The sequence below is a fragment of the Agrobacterium sp. MCAB5 genome (assembly GCF_052114365.1).
GTDB classification, from domain to species: domain Bacteria; phylum Pseudomonadota; class Alphaproteobacteria; order Rhizobiales; family Rhizobiaceae; genus Agrobacterium; species Agrobacterium tumefaciens.
This window is the reverse complement of sequence record NZ_JBFREP010000009.1, coordinates 212,082-231,546: the sequence shown is the minus strand read 5'-3', so window position 1 is coordinate 231,546 and position 19,465 is coordinate 212,082. Positions and strand designations below refer to the sequence as shown.

The window sequence follows — 19,465 nt, the reverse complement described above, 5'->3', positions numbered from 1 at the left end:
ATCCTCACCACGTCTTGCGCAGCGTAGCCGAGAACGCTAGGCCGGGGTTGTAGAAGTCTGCGCCGAAACCGCCGTAAGAGACGTGCTTCTCGTTGAAGAGGTTGGAAACATTCACCTCCAGCGAGGTGGTTTCCTGGATTTTGTAGCTGAACGCTGCGTCCATGGTCACGCTGCTGCCGGTCGAAACCTTGTTCGCATCATCAAAATAATACGCACCGGTGAAGCGTCCGCCGAGCCCGAAGGTCATGTCGCCGCGTTTGTCGTTGCCGGCCAGCGTGTAGTTTACCCAAAGCGAGGCCTGATGTTCAGGCACGAATTGCGGGCGGTTGCCGACATTGCCAGCGATGCCGTTTTCGGTGATTTCCGCGTTGAGATAGGAATAGGCCGCCGTCAGGCTCAGCTCGTCGGTAACCTCCGCCTTGGCCTCGAGGTCGAGACCACGCACGCGCACCTCGCCGATGGTGGTGGGCAGGCTGGTGATCGGGCTGGTGACGGTAATATTGTTTTTCTTGAGGTCGTAGATCGATGCCGTGAACAGGGCAGGGAAGGCATCCGGGCGATACTTCACGCCAAGCTCGATCTGCTCGCCGCGTTCGGGCTCGACGGTCAGGCCCGAGGCCGGCACTACGGATTCGGCGTAGCTGATATAGGGCGCGATCTCGTTCGTGACCTTGTAAGACACGCCGATGCGCTTTGTCAGTTCGCTGATATCGCCGCTTGCCGTCGTGCCGTTCAGCCTGTTGGTCTGGTCGGTGTCGATCCAGTCATTGCGCAGACCGGCGCTGACGGTAAGCCTGTCGAAGAAGGTCAGGTCCTGCTGGAGGTAGAGTGCCCTTGTCTTTTGATCGGTCAGCGAGCTGGCGTAGAGCGGCACTGAGGCTGGTGCACCGGTATAGACCGGGTTCAGCCAGTTGATGCCTGGCGCAGAACCGAAGTAGCTTTTGCTGCCGGACGAGTAGTCGTTATAAAAAACGCCGACAAGGCTGCGGCTTTCGACGCTTTCGAACGTCGTGTCATATTGCAGCCGTGTGTCGATCAGGAAATTCTCGGTTTCGGTCTCGTTGCCGAAATAGGAACGGTTGGCGATGGTCGAGCCATTGGTCGGTGTGGACGAGATATACGCGTAACCGAAATCGGTATTTGCCTTGCTGTAGCGCGCGTTCGAACTCAACGTCAGGCCAGAGCCGAAATCATGGTCGAACATCACGCTCAGCGAATTGCGGTTGGTGCCGCGGTAATTATAGTCCGGTTCACCGAAGAAACGGCTTCTGTCGAAATGCGAGCCGACCGGATGGCCGCCGCCGCCGGGAACGCCGTCCTTGTTGAGATGATCGTATACGACGGTGAGGCTGGTGGCATCGGTGGGCCGCCATGTCAGGCCGCCCATGAAGAATTTTTCATCGTCGCGGGAATAGTCATATTCCGCGTCGGCATTTCTGAGCTTGCCGGTCAGTCGGTATGACAGGGTGTCGTCGCTGGTGATGTTGTCGCCGAAATCGAAGCCGGTTTCAGCGCGGCTATAGGAACCGCCCGTCACATAGGCCTCACCAAAGCGGCTGCTTTTGGGAACCTTGGTCGAGTAGTTCACCGAACCGCCGGGATCGGATACGCCAAAGGTCGTGGAATTGCCGCCCTTCAGGACTTCCACGCGTTCATAGGCATAGGTCTCTTCGCGCAGCGCGCCGAAGGGACGGCCGAGCGTCAGCCCGTCGCGATAGGTGTAGGCGTCGAAACCGCGAATCTTGAAATAGTCGAAACGGTCGTCCGAGCCGTAGAAATCCGTGGTCACACCTGCCGTGTATTGCAAGGCTTCTTCCACGGTCTGCACGCCACGCTGCTGCATTTCCTTGGCGGTGATGACCGAAACGGCGGCCGGCGTATCGAGAATGTCGGTTGCCATCTTGCTTCCGATTGTGGTGCGGGTGGCGACGATCGACTTCTGGTCATTGTCACCGCTGTCGATGGTGATGCGCTCGAGAACCGTGCTACCGCCCGTATTGGCTGCCTCCTGCGCCAGCGAACGAGCGGGCAGTACCGTCACGAGCGCCGTGCAGGCAAGAAGGGCTGCCTGCCCGTAGCGCAGTCGCGCGGTCCTGCCGTTGACGCCAATTATTTCAGTGTTCATTGCTAAATTCCAGAAGTTGATGCCCCAATCGCCGCTTCCACGGCCCGCTCTCGAAGCGCCCAATAACTTGAGAAAGTTTGTCCGGTATTGTAACTTTTTGCGGTTTTGTACAAAACCCCGGAAATTTCACCCCTGTTGTGGCGGCATTTCCTCACCGGGGTTGACGGGGACATGTGAAGCTGAGAGTTCAAGTCCACTTTTGAACCGTTGAGAGCTTCGCCCATGCTTTTCCTGTTTCGCTGCCTCACGCCGGCATTCGTGTTTTTCCTGTCGATGATCGCGCCGACCATTGCCTCGGCGGAAGAGGCGACGCGCTATCCCGTCGTCATCAAACACGCCTTCGGTACGACCACGATTGCGAGGAAGCCTCAGCGTGTCGCGACCGTCGCCTGGGCAAACCACGAGGTGCCGCTGGCGCTCGGCATCGTGCCCGTCGGTTTTGCCGCTGCCAATTTCGGCGATGATGACGGTGATGGATTGCTGCCGTGGGTGGCGAAGCAGCTTTCTGAAATGGGTGCTGCAAAGCCTGTTCTGTTCGACGAGGGTGATGGTATCGATTTCGAGGCCGTGGCGGCAACGCAGCCGGATGTCATCCTCGCCGCCTATTCCGGCCTCAGCCAGTCCGACTACGATACGCTAAGCCAGATCGCACCGGTCGTTGCCTATCCCGTGTCACCGTGGGCAACCGACTGGCGCGAGATGATCCGGCTGAACAGTGCCGGGCTTGGCATGGCGGCGGAAGGTGAGGCGCTGATCAAACGCATCGAGGGTGAGATCGCGCAGGTGGTTGCCGGCCATCCGCAGCTGAAAGGCAAGTCTGCGATGTTCGTCACCCATCTCGACGCCACCAATCTCAGTGTCGTCAATTTTTATACCGCCAATGACAGCCGGGTGAAATTTTTCACCGATCTTGGGCTTACCTCGCCGAAGAGCGTGGCGGAGGCGACGAAACCGGGGCAATTTGCCGCCGGCGTCAGCGCCGAGCGAGTCGATGCCTTCGACGATGTCGATATCGTCGTGACCTATGGCAGCCAGCCATTGCTCAAGGCGATGCGGGCCGATCCGCTTCTTGCCCGCATGCCCGCCGTTGCCCATGACGCCATCGTCATGCTGGGGCGTGATCCGCTCGGCACCGCATCCAATCCCACACCGCTGTCGATTTCCTGGGTTTTGAAGGATTACGCCGATCTTCTGGCGAAAGCAGCGGATAAGTCCTCTGGTAAAGCGAAATGACAATGGAAGGGCCTGCCAAAGGTCCGGCCGTACTGCAAGGTGGCCGCTCCAACCGCATGCGGACCGCATGGCTCAGCGCCGTGCTGGCGCTTCTGGCGCTGCTATGTGCGCTTTCCGTGGCGATTGGCACCCGTGACGTCACGTTCGCTGACATCACGGCAGCGCTTGCCGGTCGCGTGGAGACGGTGGCGGAAGCGGCTGTGGCGGTTCGCCTGCCGCGAACGCTGCTTGCCCTGCTGTCCGGGGCAGCGCTCGGGCTCGCTGGCGCCATCATGCAGGGCGTTACGCGCAATCCGCTTGCCGATCCCGGTATTCTTGGCGTCAATATGGGCGCATCACTTGCCGTCGTTATCGCCATCGTCTGGTTCGGCATTGCCTCGGCGCAGGCCTTTATCATCACGGCGATTGTCGGGGCAGGTGCGGCTGCAGTTTTCGTTTATGTCGTCGGCTCGCTCGGACGGGGTGGGGCAACGCCGCTGAAACTCGCTCTGGCCGGTGCCGCCACCTCTGTCGCCTTCTCCTCACTCGTCATTGCCGTCGTGCTGCCGCGCAGCGATATTGCCGGCGGCATCCGTTCCTGGCAGATCGGCGGTGTCGGTGGTGCGACCTTTGACCGGATTGAGACCGTGCTGCCGTTTCTCGCCGCCGGTTTTGCCATCAGCCTTCTTTCGGCACGCAAGCTGAATTCTCTGGCGCTTGGTGATGAGTTGGCTGCCGGTCTTGGCGAGAATGTCGTGGTCGCGAGAGCCATCGCATCCTTTGGAGCTATCCTCCTCTGCGGTGCGGCGACTGCCATCTGCGGGCCAATCGGTTTCGTTGGGCTGGTCGTTCCGCACCTCTGCCGCCTGCTCGTTGGCGTCGACAATCGCTGGCTTCTGCCATTTTCCGCGCTCGGCGGCGCCTGTCTGCTGCTTGCGGCCGATATTGTCGGGCGCATCGTGGCGCGGCCGTCTGAACTCGATGTCGGTATCGTCACCGCCCTTGTCGGCGCACCTTTCTTCATCTGGATCGTCAGACGTCAGCGGGTACGCGAACTGTGAACATGCACACGTCCGTCATGGAAACATTGGTTTCCAACCGTCACGCCCGCCAGCGCCGGCGTCGCCTTGTCATTGCAGCCCTTTCAGCTCTTTTGATCGCGGTTTTCGCATTGACGCTGATGCTGGGACAATCCTTCACGCCGCCCGGTGACGTCCTGCGGGTGCTGCTCGGAGAGGACATTGCCGGGGTCACTTTCACGGTCGGGCAGTTGCGCCTGCCACGCGCGTTGCTCTCCGTTCTCGCGGGTCTGAGCTTCGGGCTGGGTGGTGTCGCCTTCCAGATCATGCTGCGCAACCCGCTTGCGAGCCCTGACATTATCGGCATCAGTTCCGGCGCAAGCGTGGCAGCGGTGTTTGCCATCGTCGTCCTGAATCTGAGTGGACCGCTTGTTTCTGTTTTCGCCGTCGTCGCCGGGCTTGGCGTCGCATTGCTGGTCTATCTGCTGTCCTTCCGCAACGGGGTTGCCGGAACGCGGCTGATCCTTGTCGGCATCGGCGTTTCGGCCATGCTCGAAAGTTTCATCGCCTATATCCTGTCCGTTGCACCGGCCTGGACGCTGCAGGAGGCGATGCGCTGGCTGACGGGCAGCGTCAACGGCGCAAAACTTGCCCAGACGCTGCCGCTCTTCGTCGCGCTCATCCTCTTTGGCGGCCTGCTGCTCAGTCGCGCGCGCGATCTCGAGGCATTGAGGCTTGGCGATGATACGGCCGCGGCGCTTGGGGTCCAGGTGGGGAGAACGCGCATCATCGTGATTATCGCCGCCGTCGGCATGATCTCCTTTGCCACGGCAGTGTCGGGGCCAATTGCTTTCGTCGCCTTTCTGTCCGGGCCGATTGCCGCGCGCATCGTTGGCAGCAATGGGTCGCTGCTCATTCCGGCTGCGCTCGTTGGGGCAGCCTTGGTGCTGGTGGGCGATTATTGCGGCCAGTTCCTGCTGCCGGGCCGTTACCCGGTCGGCGTCGTCACCGGCGCGCTCGGCGCGCCCTATCTGATCTACCTTATCGTGCGGGTAAACCGCAGCGGAGGCTCGTTATGACCAGCCACTCCCTTTCCGTGAACCGTCTTTCGGCCGGATACGGTGATAGCCTCATCATCGAAGGGCTGGATCTTGTCGTTCCGCGCGGCCAGATAACCGTCATCGTCGGCGCCAATGCCTGCGGCAAGTCCACGCTTCTTCGCAGCATGTCGCGGCTTATCTCTCCCCGCGCCGGTCAGGTCCTGCTCGACGGAAAGTCGATCCACCGTCTTCCCTCGCGCGAACTTGCAAGACGGATGGGTCTTTTGCCGCAGTCACCGATTGCGCCCGAGGGCATCGTCGTTGCCGATCTGGTCAGCCGCGGCCGGCATCCCCATCACGGCCTTTTCGCGCGGTGGTCGCGCCAGGATGATGAGGCCGTGGCCGCAGCCCTCGTCGCCACCGATACGGTCGAACTTGCCGAGCGGCCGGTGGACGAACTCTCTGGCGGGCAACGGCAACGCGTATGGATCGCCATGGCGCTCGCCCAGGAGACCGAGATATTGCTGCTCGACGAACCCACCACCTTCCTCGACATCAGCCATCAGGTGGAAGTGCTGGATCTTCTGACGGACCTCAACCATGCCCGTCAGACCACCATCGTCATGGTGCTGCACGATCTCAATCTCGCGGCGCGCTACGCTGATCATCTGGTCGCCATGACCGGTGGAAAGCTACATATCTGCGGCACGCCGGAGGAGGTGCTGACGGAAGAAAACGTGCGGCACGTCTTCGGCATAGAAAGCCGTGTCATCGAAGACCCGACGTCTGGCAAACCAATGATGCTGCCGATCGGGCGGCACAGGACGGCGGCGCAACGGCCGCAATAATCCATCTATTTTTGCGGTGACCGTCTGCGTCCACGGGTGGTGGTTTTAACCGGAACGCTCGCGCCGTACTCGTTCCACCATGCCATCAATGCCTCCATGGTCGGGCCAAGTCCTTTCGCCTTTGCCGTAATTTCATATTCCACGCGTGGCGGAACCTCTGCAAAGACGGTGCGAGAGACCAGTCCATCAGCCTCGAGCTCACGCAATTGAGAGGTCAACATGTGCTGTGTGATGCCGGGAATGGCTTTGCGCAGCTCGTTGAAACGATAGATCCGCTGGTTGAGAAGCCACATGATTTCGAGCTTCCACTTGCCGGAAAGCAGCGCGAAAGCGCGACGCATTTCCTCGTGCATGTTAATGGCTCCACCGCCATTAGTCTGGTTTTCCATACTTACCACGCCAAATTCATCCTACTTGCGCATATTCATTCAATATCACATTTTCCATGTGAACGCCGGATCATGAGCCCCAAGCTGTTCCGGAACAACGAAAATATTGAACAAATCAAGCTGCCGAAGACATTCGGCGGCAATGGATATCCCATGTCTTCATTCTACATCTACTGGGTCGCAACAACCCTTCTCGTCCTGCTCTATCTGGCGTCGGCAGTCACCTACGTCGTCAAATCCGACTGGGTGAGGGAGACGATAACCGGCTTCGGTTACCCTGCATACCTTGTGCCTCTTCTGACGGCGGTGAAGATCGCCGCCGTCATCGCCATCCTTGCGCGGTTCAACGTCGCCATCAGCGATCTGGCGTATGCGGGGGTACTGTTTCACCTGCTGCTGTCCGGCCTTGCACATATCGGCGTCCGCAAACCTGCCGGCGCACTGCCTGCCGCCATCGGGCTCGGGCTGCTCGTCGTTTCCTTCGCCATGCAGAACGCTGCACGCGAAGTCCCATCCCCCTATGCCCTTGCACGGCAGCTCTGACGCATTCATCACGAAAGGAAATCAAAATGGGAAAACTGACCGGAAAAGTAGCCATCGTGGCGGGCGCAGGCAGAGGGATTGGCCGTGCGACGGCAGAACTCTTTGCAAGGGAGGGCGCCAAGGTCGTGGTATTGTCCTTGACGCCTGCAAATGTGAACGCGGTCGTCAGTCAGATACAATCCAGTGGTGGCACCGCGCTCGGCATCGTCTGTGATCTTGGCGATGGCCAACAGATCACCCGGGCTGTGGCTGAGGCAGCGGAGGTATTTGGCGGCATCGACATTCTCGTGAATGTCGCGTTCGACCCGACTGTCGTCCACTCCCCGATCCTCGAGCTGACAGTCGAGCAACTGCAACGAAACCTCGACATGGGGCCGATCGCCTATCTTCGCATGATGCAGGCTTGTTATCCGTACTTGAAGGCCAGTGGCGAGGGCCGGATCATTAATTTCGCGTCGCTGGCCGGTATTCTCGGCATGTCGCCGTATGGACCTTACAACCTTGCAAAGGAGGCCGTGCGCGCCCTGACGAGATCTGCTGCGCGCGAATGGGGTCCTGACAATATCACCGTGAACAACCTGCTTCCCGTTGCCGACACCTGGGGTGCGGGCGTCGACGCTCCTGCTCCCACGAATGCCCTTGGTCGTTACGGTTCCCCTGAAGAGGATGTCGCTCCGGTCGCTCTTTTCCTCGCAAGCAGCGATTCGAGGTTCATTACAGGCTCGAGCCTGACCCCCGACGGCGGCCAGATTATCGACAGCGCCCGCTAACGCCCAGTTGGAGTGCCGGGCAAACAGGCCGGCACTTCGCTCCGTTGTCTCTTCTGCCGCTCCTGATTTGCACCTGCCGGGCAGAACTCAAGGCCATGCGGCATAGGACGGCGGTGCTACGTTCTGTATGCGCACCGCCATTCGCCGGAAACGGCCGGGAGACGTGCCTTCATTGCGGGTGAAGAAGCGGTTGAAATACCCAGGATCCTGAAATCCCAATCGAAACGCAATTTCAGCGACTTGCAGTGAAGAGTTAAGAAGAAGGTCACGCGCTTCGGAAAGCAGTTCGCGGTGAATATAGGCCTGTGGTGAAAGCCCCGTTGCCTTGCGCACCACAAATCCAAGACGTTCACGGTTGACGCCGAGTTGACCCGCATAGTCTTCCACGCCCCATTGGTCGCGTTTGTGCTGACTGACCAGTAGCACAAACCGCTCGGTAAGGCTGCCTGCGGTGGAAGCCGCGCCCGCGACGTCGGCCATGGCATGCTGGCAGATGCGGATAAGGGTGACGGATAACAGGCTGGCGATGATCGTATCCGATCCTGTCGATGACCGGAAATTCTCATCCGCGATGGTGTCGAGATAACCCGCCAGTTCCTGGCTGTCCTTTTCAGCCAGCGTCCGCGTCAGAACGCGCTGCAATGTGCTGCGCACCATGATTGCGCTCGTTCCGGTTGGCATGGCATGCGCAAGGCCGATTTCAGTCGTTTTCAGCAGTGATCCGCGGCTTCCGGCATTCAGCCGCAGGCGGCCGACGGGGCCGGAGGCAGGCAGCCAGGCCAGCCCCGGCGCGGTAACCACAAGTGTCTTTTCGCCCTGAATGATCTCCGCTTCACCGGCTGAGACGAGGACAAAATGGGCTGCGCCCTGTTCCAGCTTGAACTCCGACATGCGCAGGGACGACGTCAGCATGCGCGCCGTCGTTTCGATCCTGTTAGCAGCTATCTGGCCGTGATGCGGCATTCACCCTCCAAAAGTACAATAATGCACTACATTAGTGCATTTTATATGCGCCTGTCGTTGCTAAACTTCCATCAGCGCAGGGAAGCCTTGAGGAGAACGGCAATCCCGCTACTGCGCCGTTGGAGGAAAATCATGAATGGTATGAAACGCAGAACGCTGTTCTGCCTTGCGCTGGCGCAACAGGTTGTTCGCGGAAGCTCTGCCCTTGTCGATCGCGATTATCTGCTGGAAGCCGGAAGGATCGCAGGGGCGGGGACGGCAGCAGCCCTTTCCTCCCGTCCCACCGTGCAACGGGCGTTTTTCGGCGGTGCCGCCGCCACTATTTTCTGAATTCAGGAGGAAGACCATGCAGACTGTCAATCTTTTCATCGGTGGCGACCATTGCCCAGCCGCAAACGGCAAGCGTTTCGAGCGCAACAATCCAATTACCGGGGACCTGGCAACCAGTGCGGCGGCGGCAACGCCTGAGGATGCCACACGTGCGGCCGATGCCGCAGCCGCAGCCTTTCCCGTCTGGTCGGCAACGCCGCCCGGCGAACGCCGTCGCCTGCTTCTTGCCGCGGCGCAGGCGCTCCGCGATGCCGGGCCGCAGATTACGCTGGCGATGAAAGAGGAGATTGGCGCGACGGATGCCTGGGCCGGTTTCAACGTGATGCTGGCCAGCGACATGCTGGTCGAGGCGGCCAGCCTGACGACCCAGATAAAGGGCGAAATCATTCCCTCCAACCGCCCGGGAACCACGGCGATGGCACTTCGCCAGCCGGCAGGCGTGGTTCTGTCCATCGCGCCGTGGAATGCACCGGTCATTCTCGGCGTACGCTCCATCGCCACGCCACTTGCCTGTGGCAACACCGTGGTGATGAAGACCTCGGAGCTTTGCCCGCGCACCCATGCGCTGATCATCGAGGCCGTCGCTTCGGCAGGTCTGCCGAAAGGGGTGCTGAATGCCGTCTCCAATGCGCCGGAAGATGCGGCGAAAATCGTTGAAACACTGATCGCCCATCCGGCTGTCAGAAGGGTGAATTTCACCGGTTCGACCCGCGTCGGTCGTGTCATTGCGGAAACGGCGGGCCGTTACCTGAAGCCAGCGCTTCTGGAGCTTGGCGGCAAGGCACCCTTCATTGTGCTTGATGATGCCGATATCGATGCGGCAGTGGCTGCGGCCGCCTTTGGCGCTTACATGAACCAGGGCCAGATCTGCATGTCGACGGAACGCATCATCGTACTCGACAGCGTTGCCGACACCTTTGTCGAGGCCTTTGCCAAAAAAGCGGCGAGCCTGAAGGCTGGAGACCCTCGCGAGGGAAAAATGCCGCTTGGCTCCTTGGTCAGCGCCGAGGCCGCGTCCCGCATCCGGGCGCTGGTGGATGACGCCGTTGCCAAAGGCGCACGCCTCGTGGCCGGCGGAGGCGGCAATGGTACCATGCTGGATGCGCTTGCCGTCGATGGCGTGACCTCTGCGATGCGGCTCTATTCCGAAGAAAGCTTCGGCCCAGTCGTTTCCATCATTCGCGCCGGCAGCGTCGATGAGGCGGTCAGTATCGCCAACGAAACCGAGTTTGGTCTTTCCGCTGCTGTTTTCGGCAGGGATCAGGCAAAAGCACTCGCGGTAGCCGGACGCATCGAAAGCGGCATTTGCCACATCAACGGACCCACCGTTCACGACGAGGCGCAGATGCCGTTCGGTGGGGTGAAGGCCTCCGGTTACGGCCGTTTCGGCGGCACGGCGGGCATTGCGGAATTCACCGAACTGCGATGGGTTACGCTGCAGGACGGACCGTTGCATTACCCGATTTAAGCCGGAAGCATCACCGGCTGGCTGGTCACGTCAACGCTTCTCGTCGATCAGCCAGCCGGTGAGTTTTCTGACCGCACTGTCGCTGCTTTTCGGCCTCAGCAACCAGTAGCCGCGACCCGGCGCATCCAGACTCGGGCCTGCGGTCACCAGCACGCCTGCCTCGACCAGCGGATCGACCAGTCCCGCCCAACCGAGGGCAAAACCCTGTTCGCCGATCGTTGCCTGAACCACCATGGTGTAATTGTTGAAACTGATGTCTCCGCTTTCGTTTTCCGCGCCTCTCAGCACGCCGAAATGCTTGAAATAGGACGCCCAGTCGAACCAGTGCGCCTGTGAGGTATTTTCGAGGTGGATGAGTTTCAGCCGCGAAAAATCAGCCACGGTTTCTGGCGCCGACTGCTCCGCCAAAAGCGCCGGCGAGCAGACGGGCGTGACCTTCTCCGAAAGCAGCAGCACCGCGCCGTCGCCGGCATCCTGCCGCGTGCCGAAGATGATCATCACGTCGCTGTCGTGTTTGCCCTGTCCGAGCGGATCCTGCGTGGCGACGATCTGGATGTTGATGTCAGGATTGAGCGCGCGAAAACCATGCATGCGTGGGATGAGCCAGAGAGAGGAGAAGGCATAATCCGTGTGCAGGCGGATTGTCTGCCGCTCCTCCGTTCTGCGAAGTTGCTGGGCCAGAAGGTCGATGGCATCGACATTGCGCGAGACGATCTCGAACAGCTTTAGCCCCTCGGCCGTCAACTCGATGCCGCGATGTTTACGCCGCACCAGTGCAACGCCCAGATCGTCTTCCAGCCGGCGGATCTGATAGCTGACGGCTGGCTGGGTCAGCCGCAGGGACGCCGCCGCTGCCGTCAGGCTGCCGCGACGGGCGACCTCGGTAAAAATGCGCATCCATCCAAGATCGAGCGGCCGCTCTGTCATAGAAATTCCTTATATCAGTCATCGAAAAATACCCGCTTCACAGGCAAAAACAATGTGGTGTTCAATAAACTGGACTAATAAAAGGGGAGCCGCAATGAAAACCGTTTCTCGCATGCACCGCATCGCCGCCGGTCTGTTTTTGTCCGTGGCGGCCTTCTCCACCCCGCTTTATGCCGCCGATGATGCGGCCTGCAAGACCATTCGCCTCAGCGATCCCGGCTGGACCGACATCACCGCCACCAATGGCGTCGCCTCGGTTCTGCTCGACGCTTTAGGGTATGAGGCCGACGTCAAGACGTTGTCGGTGCCGATCGGTTATCAGGCCATGAAAAACGGCGAGATCGACGTCTTTCTCGGCAACTGGATGCCCGCCCAGAAATCCTTCGTTGACGACCTCAATGCCGCCAAGGCGGCCGACGTGATGACGAAAAACCTCGAAGGCGCCAAGTTCACCCTGGCAGTGCCTTCCTATATGGCCGAAAAGGGCGTGAAGGATTTTTCGGATCTTGCCAAACACGCTGACGAATTTGAAAGCAAGATTTACGGCATCGAGCCGGGCGCACCCGCCAACCAGAACATTCAGAAGATTATCGATGCCAATGATTTCGGCCTGAAGGGCTGGCAGCTTGTCGAATCCGGCGAGCAGGCGATGCTGGCGCAGGTGGAACGGGCCGGAAAAGACAAAAAGGCGGTCGTCTTCCTAGCATGGGCGCCGCACCCGATGAACGAGAAGATCGATATCGCCTATCTCTCCGGCGGTGACGCCTATTTCGGCCCGAATTTCGGTGGCGCCGAGGTCTATACGCTTGCCCGTACCGGCTGGCCGCAGCAATGCCCGAATGCGGCGACGCTTTTCAAGAACCTCAAATTCGATATCGGCATGGAAAATGCCCTGATGGGTTCCATTCTCGGTGGCGAGGATTCCAAGGCGGCGGCAGCGACGTGGCTGAAGGCCAATCCGACATCGCTGGATGGCTGGCTGCAGGGCGTTACCACGCTGGATGGCAAGCCGGGTGCGGATGCCGTCAAAGGCAAGCTTGGCCTCTGAGACTGTAGGGTGAAATGCCGCGTCCCAATATCCTTATCCTGATGGCCGACCAGTTCAACGGGACGTTTTTTCCCGATGGCCCGGCCGATTTTCTCCACGCGCCACATCTGAAAGCGTTGGCGGAGCGGTCTGTCCGTTTCGCTAATACCTATACGGCAAGCCCGCTTTGCGCGCCGGCCCGGGCTTCGTTCATGTCCGGTCAATTGCCCAGCCGGACGCGGGTTTACGATAATGCCGCCGAATTCGCGTCGGATATTCCGACCTATGCGCATCACCTGCGGGCAGCTGGTTATTACACCGGCCTTTCCGGAAAGATGCATTTTGTCGGACCGGACCAGCTGCACGGCTTCGAAGAGCGTCTGACGACGGATATTTATCCAGCGGATTTTGGCTGGACGCCTGATTATACCAAGCCGGGCGAGCGGATCGACTGGTGGTATCACAATCTCGGTTCGGTCACCGGCGCGGGCGTTGCCGAAATCACCAATCAGATGGAATATGACGATGAGGTTGCCTATCACGCAACCCGCAAGCTCTACGATCTGTCGCGCCGGCTCGATGACCGCCCATGGTGCCTGACCGTCAGCTTCACCCATCCGCATGACCCGTATGTGGCACGGCGGAAATTCTGGGATCTCTATGAGGATTGCCCGGCGCTCGATCCGCAGATAGGGGCGCTTCCCTTCCAGCAGCAGGATCCGCATTCAAAACGGTTGCTGGAAGCCTGTGATCATCAGGCCTTCGATATTTCACCCGACGAGATACGCCGGGCGCGGCGCGGTTATTTCGCCAATATCTCCTATATCGATGAGAAGGTCGGCGAAATTCTCGACGTATTGAAGGCGACGCGGATGGAGGAGGACACGATCATCCTGTTCCTCTCCGATCATGGCGACATGCTGGGCGAGCGCGGCCTGTGGTTCAAGATGTGCTTTTTCGAGGGCTCGGCCCGTGTGCCCTTGATGATCGCGGCACCCGGCTGGCGACCGGCGCTTATCGACGCGCCGGTTTCGACGCTGGATGTCACACCGACGCTATGCGGTCTGGCAGGCCTCGATATTACCTCACTGAAACGCTGGACGGATGGCGAAGACCTTGCGGCTTTGGCTGCGGGAACAGGCGAGCGCGGGCCGGTGCCGATGGAATATGCCGCCGAAGGTTCGATTGCGCCACTCGTCGCCATCAGGGATGGCCGTTACAAGCTCTCAGTCTGCGAAGCGGATCCGCCGTTGCTCTACGACCTCGAGACGGATCCTGAAGAGCAGATAAACCTTGCCGGCAATCCTGAATTCGCTGATGTGCTATCATCGCTTTCGGCTGAAATCGGCCGACGCTGGCAGCTGCCCGTTTTCGACGCATCGGTGCGGGAAAGTCAGGCGCGGCGCTGGGTGGTCTACAAGGCGCTGCGAAACGGCGCCTATTTCCCGTGGGATTATCAGCCGTTGCAGAAAGCCTCGGAACGCTACATGCGCAACCACATGGACTTGAACGTGCTGGAGGAAAACCAGCGTTTTCCACGCGGGGAATAACGCTGGCAGGGATTATGCGGCGGCGGTCGTTCTCGGCGCGCCGCCCGTGGCCTGCACGGCAAGGCTACCCGCCGCGACGCCTGCCTCAAGGCATAGCTTCTCGTCCGCCCGCCGAAGCCACGCATCGATGAAACCGGCATTGAAGGCATCACCCGCGCCTGTCGTGTCGACGACGGGTACCTTCTTCGCCGCCGCATGGTGTAGGCCTGTTTGCGAGGACACCCAGGCGCCCTCTGCGCCGCCTTTCAGGGCGACGACAGGAAACGACCCCGACAAGGCCCTGGCCGCCGCCTCAGGGTCAGAATGGCCTGTGATCGCCTCGGCTTCTTCGAGGTTGGGCAAAAACACGTCGACGCCATCACACGCCTTGAGCAGGCCCTTGTCGTAAATCAGCGAGGCATCCCAGCTGGGATCGAGCGAGACGGACAGTCCGCTGTCCCTGGCGCGGGCGACGAGATCGGGGATTTCGTGCAGCGTGGCGAATTCCGCGATGTGCAGATGGCAGGCCCCGTTCCACGAAAAGGCGGCATCAAGGGTCGATGGCCGGGCGATACCGGCGCGCCGCGTCAAAAACGCCCTGTCATGGCCAACCACCGTCGCGACGGTGACCTGCGGGCCCGCATCTGCCGAGTGTTCCAGAAATTGCAGGTCTACACCGCTTTGCTGCATTTTCTCGCCGATGGCACGTGAGAAGGTGTCGGTGCCGAGCCTTGCCAGCAGTGTGGCCGTGCGGCCGATATGGGCGAAATGCGCAGCCGCAATGAAAGCCCCGCCACCGGCGGCGATTTCCATGTCGCTGGCAAACAGCTCCCGTCCGAGCACCGGCAATTCGTCAAGCCCGGTGAAAATGAGGTCGCAATAGATTCGGCCGATACTGATGACCGCTGACTTTTCCGTGTCTGTCCTCATCATGCGCGGCCCAGAAGCTCTTCCGTCTTGGCATCGAAAAGATAGAGCGCGCCTGCCTGCGTCTCGCATTGCAAGCGGCTACCCACCTGGGGAATGGCCTTGCCCCTTGCTGTCGCGATGACCGAGGTCGTGGGCGTGTCCAGATGAACCAGCGTTTCCGGGCCGAGCGGCTCCACGGCTGTCACTGTTCCCTCCAGCGAGAAAGACCCTTGAGTTGCCTCGCCTTCTCCAACCAGCAGATCATGGGGGCGAATGCCAATCAGCAGATCGCCATCGGCAGACTGTGTAACGCTGTTCGTCGTTCTTTTGCCCCGCAGCAGGTTCATCGATGGGCTGCCGATGAAACGCGCAGTGAAGACGTCCACCGGCGTCTCGTAAAGTTCCGAGGGCGTGCCGACCTGGAGGATATGGCCGTCCTTCATCACGACAATCCGGTCGGCCATCGTCATGGCTTCCACCTGATCGTGAGTGACGTAGACGGTGGTTGTCTTAAGACGTTGGTGCAAGCGCTTGATTTCAATGCGCATCTGCGATCTCAACTGGGCGTCGAGATTGGACAGCGGCTCATCGAAAAGGAAGGCTGAGGGATCGCGCACCATGGCGCGGCCGATGGCGACGCGCTGCCTCTGTCCGCCTGACAGAGCCGCGGGCCGACGGTCGAGCAATGCCTCAAGTCCGAGCACCCGACCGGCCTCTTCGATACGCCGGTTCTTTTCCGCCTTGTCGAGCTTTGAGGTATAGAGCCCGAAGCCGATGTTCTGGCGAACCGTCATATGCGGGTAGATCGCATAGTTCTGGAAGACCATGGCGATGTTGCGCTGTTTCGGTTCTTTCTCGTTGACGACGTTTCCGGCAATTTTCAGCGTTCCGCCCGAAATCTCTTCCAGACCCGCGATCATTCTGAGTGTCGTGGATTTGCCGCAGCCGGAAGGGCCGACGAATACGACGAATTCGCCGTCTTCAATGGCAAGGTCGATGCCTTTGACTGCCTCCACCTTGCCGTAGCGCTTTACGAGTTGATTGAGTTCGATTGTCGCCATTATCGCGCTCCCGTCAGGGCGGTAAATTTCTCTGCAAGCTCAGCAGCTTTTGCCGCTTCGTAGTCGGTGGATCGCTGTGCTTCTGCTTCAAACGCAGCAAGTTTGTCGCGATAGGCCGCAATCGCCTCGCGCATCGGCTCCGGGGCAGGGCCGCCGAAGCGGCTGCGCACGGCGACAAAGTGCTCAGGCGAGACGATCTGCCTAAACTTTTCCTCATCGACACTGGTCTCGCGTCCTGCCAGTTCCTCGAACGCCCTGCGGAACGGCTGGTAACCGTCGTTCGGCAGGTCGCCCTTCAGCGCGACAACGCTTTTGGCGACGGTTGCGGCAATTTCATGGGCCTGGCGGAATGACAGGTCTTCGATGCGGACAAGAGAATCTGCCAGTTCCGTGATGGTGATGCAGGAACGGCGAATATTCTGGTCGACCCTTTCCGGATCGATACTGATCTTGCCGACGAGGCTGGCAAGGAGATCGAGCACCCGGCCGGCAGAGGCGAAGGCTTCGTAACCCATGCCCTGGGTTTCGCCCTCGCTGTCGTTCATGTCGGTGAAGGGCGTGTTGTGCATCACGTCGAGCATGGTCCGTGCCCGCCCGAATGTCTGGCTAGCGAGGTGGCGCAGATGTTCGATCGGGACCGGGTTTCGTTTCTGCGGCATGATCGACGAAATCTGCACCAGCGAATTCGGTACGTAGATCTGCCCGACTTCGAAGCTCGTCCAGAACTGGAAGTCCTGAATGAGCCTGCCGAGATGCAGGAACATCAATTCGATGGCGCCATAGGTCGCTGTTGTATAGTCGACGGCGGCGATGCAGGAATAGGAATTGCGCAAGGGTGCCGCAAAGCCGAGAAGTTCGGCGACACGTGCCCGGTCGATGGGAAAGCCAGACGTGGTGATGGCCGCAGCGCCCATGGGTGAGAGATCGACGATGCGCCGGGCCTCAGTGAAGCGGTCAATATCCCGGATCAGCACTTCGATGGCGGCGGAAAGATAGTGGCCGAAGGTGGTGGGCTGGGCCGGTTGTCCGTGCGTATAGGCGACGATCAACGTCTTCTCATTGCGCTCGGCGGCGTCGATCAGGGCGGCCAGCAGAAGCCGCGCCTTGGCAGTGAGCGTGTCGATCTTGTCTTTCAGGCCGATTTTGAAAAGCGTGTGATCGATGTCGTTGCGCGAGCGTGCCGTGTGCAGGCGGCCTGCCACATCGACACCGATGCGGGCTTTCAGCTCCTTTTCGATCAGGAAGAAGAAATCCTCGACCTCGCCGGTATAGACCAGCTCCGACGGATTGATGGTCCTGTCGATGTCATCAAGCGCTCCGGCGATTTTTGCTGCCGTGTCCGCATCGAGAATGCCGGTCTCGCGCAGCATGACCAGATGGGCGCGGTCGATGCGGCGGAAACCGTCGACATGGTGGTTCTTGGCGCCATCGAAAAGCGGACGCAGCACGGTTTCCTTGTAAACTGGGTCGGGAAACTTGCTGGTATCCGACAGGCGCGGGTTCATATCGGCCATGGTGTTATCCTTTCAGGCCTGCCAGCATCACACCGCGAACGATGTAGCGTTGCAGGACGATGAAGACGATAAGGGTTGGGATGGTCGCAATGGCAGCGCCGGTCATGATCATTTCCCACTGGATCTGCTGTTCCACCGCAAAGCTCGATAGGCCGACGGGCAGCGTGTACAGCTCCTTGCTGGTAGTCACGATCAGGGGCCAGAAGAATGCTGTCCAGTTGCCGAGGAAGGTGAAGATTGCAAGCGCCGAAAGGGCAGGCGTCACCAGCGGCAGGGCTACCTTCCACCAGATCTGGAATTCGTTCAGCCCGTCGACACGCGCTGCCTCCAGGAAGTCGTTCGGAACCGTCTCGAAGAACTGCTTCATCAGGAAGGTGCCGAAGGCCGTCATCATTCCCGGGAACATGATGCCCCAGTAGCTGTCGAGCCAGCCAAGCTGGCTGGACATCAGATACCAGGGGATAACAAGCATTTCGGTCGGAATCATCAGCGTGGAAAGGATCGCGAGGAAGATGAAGTAGCGACCGCGAAACTCGAATTTGGCCAGCGTATAACCGACCAGACTGTCGAAGAAGCAGTTGGAGACGGTGACGATGACCGCAACGAACATCGAGTTGAAGAACCAGCGGAGGAAACGGCCGTCGGCCAAGACAGTCATGTAATTCGCAAGCGTCGGTGCTGCGGGAATGAGCCTGAGATCATAGACCTGATCCGCGGTCTTGAACGAGGTCGAAAACATGAAGAGCAGTGGCGAAATCATGATCAGGCCGCCGATGAACAGCAGCGTCCAGGCAAGGATGCGGCCGGGGCGGACGCGGGCGTGGGAGAGTGGCAACGCTTCGCTCATTTCTTTTCCCTCAGAACCCAGAGCTGGACCAGCGACACGACAAGAAGAATGGTGAACAGGACAACGGTCTGCGCGGCGGCATAACCCATCGCATAGGAGTTGAACGCGGTCTGGTAGATCATCAGCACCAGCGGTTTGGTTGAGCCGAGCGGTCCGCCCGGATCGTTGGTGGTCATGTTGTAGACCTGATCGAAAATGCGCAGGAAGCCGATTGAGGAGAAGACGACCAGGAAAACGGTGGTTGGTTTCAGGAGCGGCAGCGTGATCTTTCGAAGGATCGCCCATTCGCCAAGTCCGTCGATGCGCGCGGCCTCATAAAATGTCGTCGGAATGGAGCGCAGGCCCGCCATGAAGATGATGATCTGGAAACCAAGCCCGGCCCAGATGGACGTCACCATGACCGAATAAAGCGCCTGATCGGTGGAACGGATGAATGGCTGCTGCGGAATTCCGATCATGCCAAGCACGTCGTTGATGATGCCGATCGGCGGCGGCTGATAGAACCAGCGCCAGACCCATGCCATTGCCGCTGCCGTTGTCAGATAGGGCAGGAAATAAAGCGCGCGGATGAAACCGTGCAGGATGCGCACCCGATCCAGATAAAAGGCGATGACGAAAGCCAGAACCAGACTGATGGGCGTGCCGACGATGAGATAGGTGAAGGTGTTCTTGAAAACCTTCCAGAATTGCGGATCCTTGAACAGCTTGACGTAATTGGCAACGCCGATGAACTTTGCCGGGCGCAGCAGGTCCCAGTTGGTGAAGGACAACCAGAAGGCCTGCAACGTCGGGTAAAAACGGATGATGCTGTAAAACAGGATCGGGATAGCCAGAAAGCTCCAGATCCACACAAGCCGCTTCGTGCGCATGGAAAAGCGATCCCCGAAGGAGCCGCCGGGGCGGCCGGATGCCGCCCCCTGTTGATCGATCGCTGTCATGATTGG

The 19,465-nt window shown here is 59.8% G+C and carries 19 protein-coding genes; 10 read left to right on the top strand and 9 right to left on the bottom strand.

The window, feature by feature from the left end:
- Positions 1–4: 4 nt before the first annotated feature.
- Positions 5–2,125 carry a TonB-dependent siderophore receptor gene (locus AB4Z23_RS19960; RefSeq protein WP_441360666.1) on the bottom strand — a complete coding sequence of 707 codons (2,121 nt, stop codon included), beginning with the start codon at positions 2,123–2,125 and terminating at the stop codon, positions 5–7.
- A gap of 222 nt (positions 2,126–2,347) precedes the next feature.
- Between AB4Z23_RS19960 and AB4Z23_RS19955 the strand changes: the two genes are divergently transcribed.
- Genes AB4Z23_RS19955 through AB4Z23_RS19940 form a run of 4 tightly spaced genes read left to right on the top strand, consistent with a single transcriptional unit; the run spans position 2,348 to position 6,244 of the window.
- Entirely contained in the window at positions 2,348–3,358 is a 1,011-nt protein-coding gene (locus AB4Z23_RS19955; RefSeq protein WP_441360665.1) for an iron-siderophore ABC transporter substrate-binding protein, read from the top strand.
- Entirely contained in the window at positions 3,355–4,398 is a 1,044-nt protein-coding gene (locus AB4Z23_RS19950; RefSeq protein WP_441360664.1) for a FecCD family ABC transporter permease, read from the top strand. The genes AB4Z23_RS19955 and AB4Z23_RS19950 overlap by 4 nt, the downstream gene beginning before the upstream one ends.
- Before the next feature lie 2 nt (positions 4,399–4,400).
- Complete coding sequence (locus AB4Z23_RS19945) at positions 4,401–5,435, top strand: FecCD family ABC transporter permease (protein ID WP_441360663.1); 1,035 nt, start codon at positions 4,401–4,403, stop codon at positions 5,433–5,435.
- Positions 5,432–6,244, top strand: coding sequence for an ABC transporter ATP-binding protein (locus AB4Z23_RS19940; protein WP_112179400.1), 813 nt, complete (start codon positions 5,432–5,434; stop codon positions 6,242–6,244). Before AB4Z23_RS19945 ends, AB4Z23_RS19940 begins: the two co-directional genes overlap by 4 nt.
- A 5-nt stretch (positions 6,245–6,249) precedes the next feature.
- Here AB4Z23_RS19940 and AB4Z23_RS19935 read toward each other — a convergent pair whose 3' ends face one another.
- Positions 6,250–6,633: a winged helix-turn-helix transcriptional regulator gene (locus tag AB4Z23_RS19935; RefSeq protein WP_026331004.1), complete on the bottom strand. Its 384-nt coding sequence runs from the start codon at positions 6,631–6,633 to the stop codon at positions 6,250–6,252.
- Between the two features lie 153 nt (positions 6,634–6,786).
- On the opposite strand from AB4Z23_RS19935, the gene AB4Z23_RS19930 reads away from it, so the two are divergent.
- On the top strand, positions 6,787–7,176 hold the full coding sequence (locus tag AB4Z23_RS19930; RefSeq protein WP_025594944.1) for a DoxX family protein: 390 nt from the start codon (positions 6,787–6,789) through the stop codon (positions 7,174–7,176).
- A 26-nt stretch (positions 7,177–7,202) separates the two neighbouring features.
- Entirely contained in the window at positions 7,203–7,946 is a 744-nt protein-coding gene (locus tag AB4Z23_RS19925) for an SDR family NAD(P)-dependent oxidoreductase (RefSeq protein WP_004431234.1), read from the top strand.
- 87 nt (positions 7,947–8,033) lie between these two features.
- On the opposite strand, the gene AB4Z23_RS19920 is transcribed toward AB4Z23_RS19925, so the two are convergent.
- On the bottom strand, positions 8,034–8,909 hold the full coding sequence (locus tag AB4Z23_RS19920) for a helix-turn-helix transcriptional regulator (protein WP_441360662.1): 876 nt from the start codon (positions 8,907–8,909) through the stop codon (positions 8,034–8,036).
- Positions 8,910–9,041: 132 nt separating this feature from the next.
- On the opposite strand from AB4Z23_RS19920, the gene AB4Z23_RS19915 reads away from it, so the two are divergent.
- The gene (locus AB4Z23_RS19915) at positions 9,042–9,239 is read left to right on the top strand and encodes a hypothetical protein (protein ID WP_112236124.1); all 198 of its coding nucleotides are present in this window, start codon (positions 9,042–9,044) and stop codon (positions 9,237–9,239) included.
- 16 nt (positions 9,240–9,255) lie between these two features.
- Positions 9,256–10,707: an aldehyde dehydrogenase gene (locus tag AB4Z23_RS19910; protein WP_038495366.1), complete on the top strand. Its 1,452-nt coding sequence runs from the start codon at positions 9,256–9,258 to the stop codon at positions 10,705–10,707.
- A 30-nt stretch (positions 10,708–10,737) separates the two neighbouring features.
- Here AB4Z23_RS19910 and AB4Z23_RS19905 read toward each other — a convergent pair whose 3' ends face one another.
- Complete coding sequence (locus AB4Z23_RS19905) at positions 10,738–11,634, bottom strand: choline sulfate utilization transcriptional regulator (protein WP_004431240.1); 897 nt, start codon at positions 11,632–11,634, stop codon at positions 10,738–10,740.
- A gap of 94 nt (positions 11,635–11,728) precedes the next feature.
- Here AB4Z23_RS19905 and choX point away from each other — a divergent pair, with 94 nt between their 5' ends.
- The gene (gene choX / locus AB4Z23_RS19900; RefSeq protein WP_111809831.1) at positions 11,729–12,682 is read left to right on the top strand and encodes a choline ABC transporter substrate-binding protein; all 954 of its coding nucleotides are present in this window, start codon (positions 11,729–11,731) and stop codon (positions 12,680–12,682) included.
- A gap of 14 nt (positions 12,683–12,696) precedes the next feature.
- Positions 12,697–14,211 carry a choline-sulfatase gene (gene betC, locus AB4Z23_RS19895; RefSeq protein WP_112391501.1) on the top strand — a complete coding sequence of 505 codons (1,515 nt, stop codon included), beginning with the start codon at positions 12,697–12,699 and terminating at the stop codon, positions 14,209–14,211.
- Between the two features lie 12 nt (positions 14,212–14,223).
- On the opposite strand, the gene AB4Z23_RS19890 is transcribed toward betC, so the two are convergent.
- From AB4Z23_RS19890 to AB4Z23_RS19870, 5 genes are read right to left on the bottom strand one after another with little or no spacing between them, the layout of a single operon-like run.
- Positions 14,224–15,123 carry a carbohydrate kinase family protein gene (locus AB4Z23_RS19890; RefSeq protein WP_419459978.1) on the bottom strand — a complete coding sequence of 300 codons (900 nt, stop codon included), beginning with the start codon at positions 15,121–15,123 and terminating at the stop codon, positions 14,224–14,226.
- Positions 15,120–16,160: an ABC transporter ATP-binding protein gene (locus AB4Z23_RS19885; RefSeq protein WP_038495377.1), complete on the bottom strand. Its 1,041-nt coding sequence runs from the start codon at positions 16,158–16,160 to the stop codon at positions 15,120–15,122. The genes AB4Z23_RS19890 and AB4Z23_RS19885 overlap by 4 nt, the downstream gene beginning before the upstream one ends.
- The gene (argH, locus tag AB4Z23_RS19880; RefSeq protein ID WP_013761104.1) at positions 16,160–17,674 is read right to left on the bottom strand and encodes an argininosuccinate lyase; all 1,515 of its coding nucleotides are present in this window, start codon (positions 17,672–17,674) and stop codon (positions 16,160–16,162) included. Before argH ends, AB4Z23_RS19885 begins: the two co-directional genes overlap by 1 nt.
- Positions 17,675–17,678: 4 nt before the next feature.
- Positions 17,679–18,521, bottom strand: coding sequence for a carbohydrate ABC transporter permease (locus tag AB4Z23_RS19875; protein ID WP_013761103.1), 843 nt, complete (start codon positions 18,519–18,521; stop codon positions 17,679–17,681).
- Positions 18,518–19,459 (bottom strand): carbohydrate ABC transporter permease, encoded by a 942-nt coding sequence (locus AB4Z23_RS19870; RefSeq protein ID WP_004431252.1) that lies wholly within the window; start codon positions 19,457–19,459, stop codon positions 18,518–18,520. The genes AB4Z23_RS19875 and AB4Z23_RS19870 overlap by 4 nt, the downstream gene beginning before the upstream one ends.
- Between the last annotated feature and the right edge of the window lie 6 nt (positions 19,460–19,465).

Excerpts from the sequence above, each read along its gene's own strand:
- AB4Z23_RS19925 (WP_004431234.1), top strand. The coding sequence starts at position 7,203 with ATGGGAAAACTGACCGGAAAAGTAGCCATCGTGGCGGGCGCAGGCAGA.
- AB4Z23_RS19890 (WP_419459978.1), bottom strand. The coding sequence starts at position 15,123 with ATGATGAGGACAGACACGGAAAAGTCAGCGGTCATCAGTATCGGCCGA.
- AB4Z23_RS19915 (WP_112236124.1), top strand. The coding sequence starts at position 9,042 with ATGAATGGTATGAAACGCAGAACGCTGTTCTGCCTTGCGCTGGCGCAA.
- AB4Z23_RS19870 (WP_004431252.1), bottom strand. The coding sequence starts at position 19,459 with ATGACAGCGATCGATCAACAGGGGGCGGCATCCGGCCGCCCCGGCGGC.
- AB4Z23_RS19910 (WP_038495366.1), top strand. The coding sequence starts at position 9,256 with ATGCAGACTGTCAATCTTTTCATCGGTGGCGACCATTGCCCAGCCGCA.
- choX (WP_111809831.1), top strand. The coding sequence starts at position 11,729 with ATGAAAACCGTTTCTCGCATGCACCGCATCGCCGCCGGTCTGTTTTTG.
- AB4Z23_RS19875 (WP_013761103.1), bottom strand. The coding sequence starts at position 18,521 with ATGAGCGAAGCGTTGCCACTCTCCCACGCCCGCGTCCGCCCCGGCCGC.
- AB4Z23_RS19960 (WP_441360666.1), bottom strand. The coding sequence starts at position 2,125 with ATGAACACTGAAATAATTGGCGTCAACGGCAGGACCGCGCGACTGCGC.
- argH (WP_013761104.1), bottom strand. The coding sequence starts at position 17,674 with ATGGCCGATATGAACCCGCGCCTGTCGGATACCAGCAAGTTTCCCGAC.
- AB4Z23_RS19935 (WP_026331004.1), bottom strand. The coding sequence starts at position 6,633 with ATGGAAAACCAGACTAATGGCGGTGGAGCCATTAACATGCACGAGGAA.
- betC (WP_112391501.1), top strand. The coding sequence starts at position 12,697 with ATGCCGCGTCCCAATATCCTTATCCTGATGGCCGACCAGTTCAACGGG.
- AB4Z23_RS19950 (WP_441360664.1), top strand. The coding sequence starts at position 3,355 with ATGACAATGGAAGGGCCTGCCAAAGGTCCGGCCGTACTGCAAGGTGGC.
- AB4Z23_RS19945 (WP_441360663.1), top strand. The coding sequence starts at position 4,401 with ATGCACACGTCCGTCATGGAAACATTGGTTTCCAACCGTCACGCCCGC.
- AB4Z23_RS19885 (WP_038495377.1), bottom strand. The coding sequence starts at position 16,160 with ATGGCGACAATCGAACTCAATCAACTCGTAAAGCGCTACGGCAAGGTG.
- AB4Z23_RS19920 (WP_441360662.1), bottom strand. The coding sequence starts at position 8,909 with ATGCCGCATCACGGCCAGATAGCTGCTAACAGGATCGAAACGACGGCG.
- AB4Z23_RS19905 (WP_004431240.1), bottom strand. The coding sequence starts at position 11,634 with ATGACAGAGCGGCCGCTCGATCTTGGATGGATGCGCATTTTTACCGAG.
- AB4Z23_RS19940 (WP_112179400.1), top strand. The coding sequence starts at position 5,432 with ATGACCAGCCACTCCCTTTCCGTGAACCGTCTTTCGGCCGGATACGGT.
- AB4Z23_RS19955 (WP_441360665.1), top strand. The coding sequence starts at position 2,348 with ATGCTTTTCCTGTTTCGCTGCCTCACGCCGGCATTCGTGTTTTTCCTG.
- AB4Z23_RS19930 (WP_025594944.1), top strand. The coding sequence starts at position 6,787 with ATGTCTTCATTCTACATCTACTGGGTCGCAACAACCCTTCTCGTCCTG.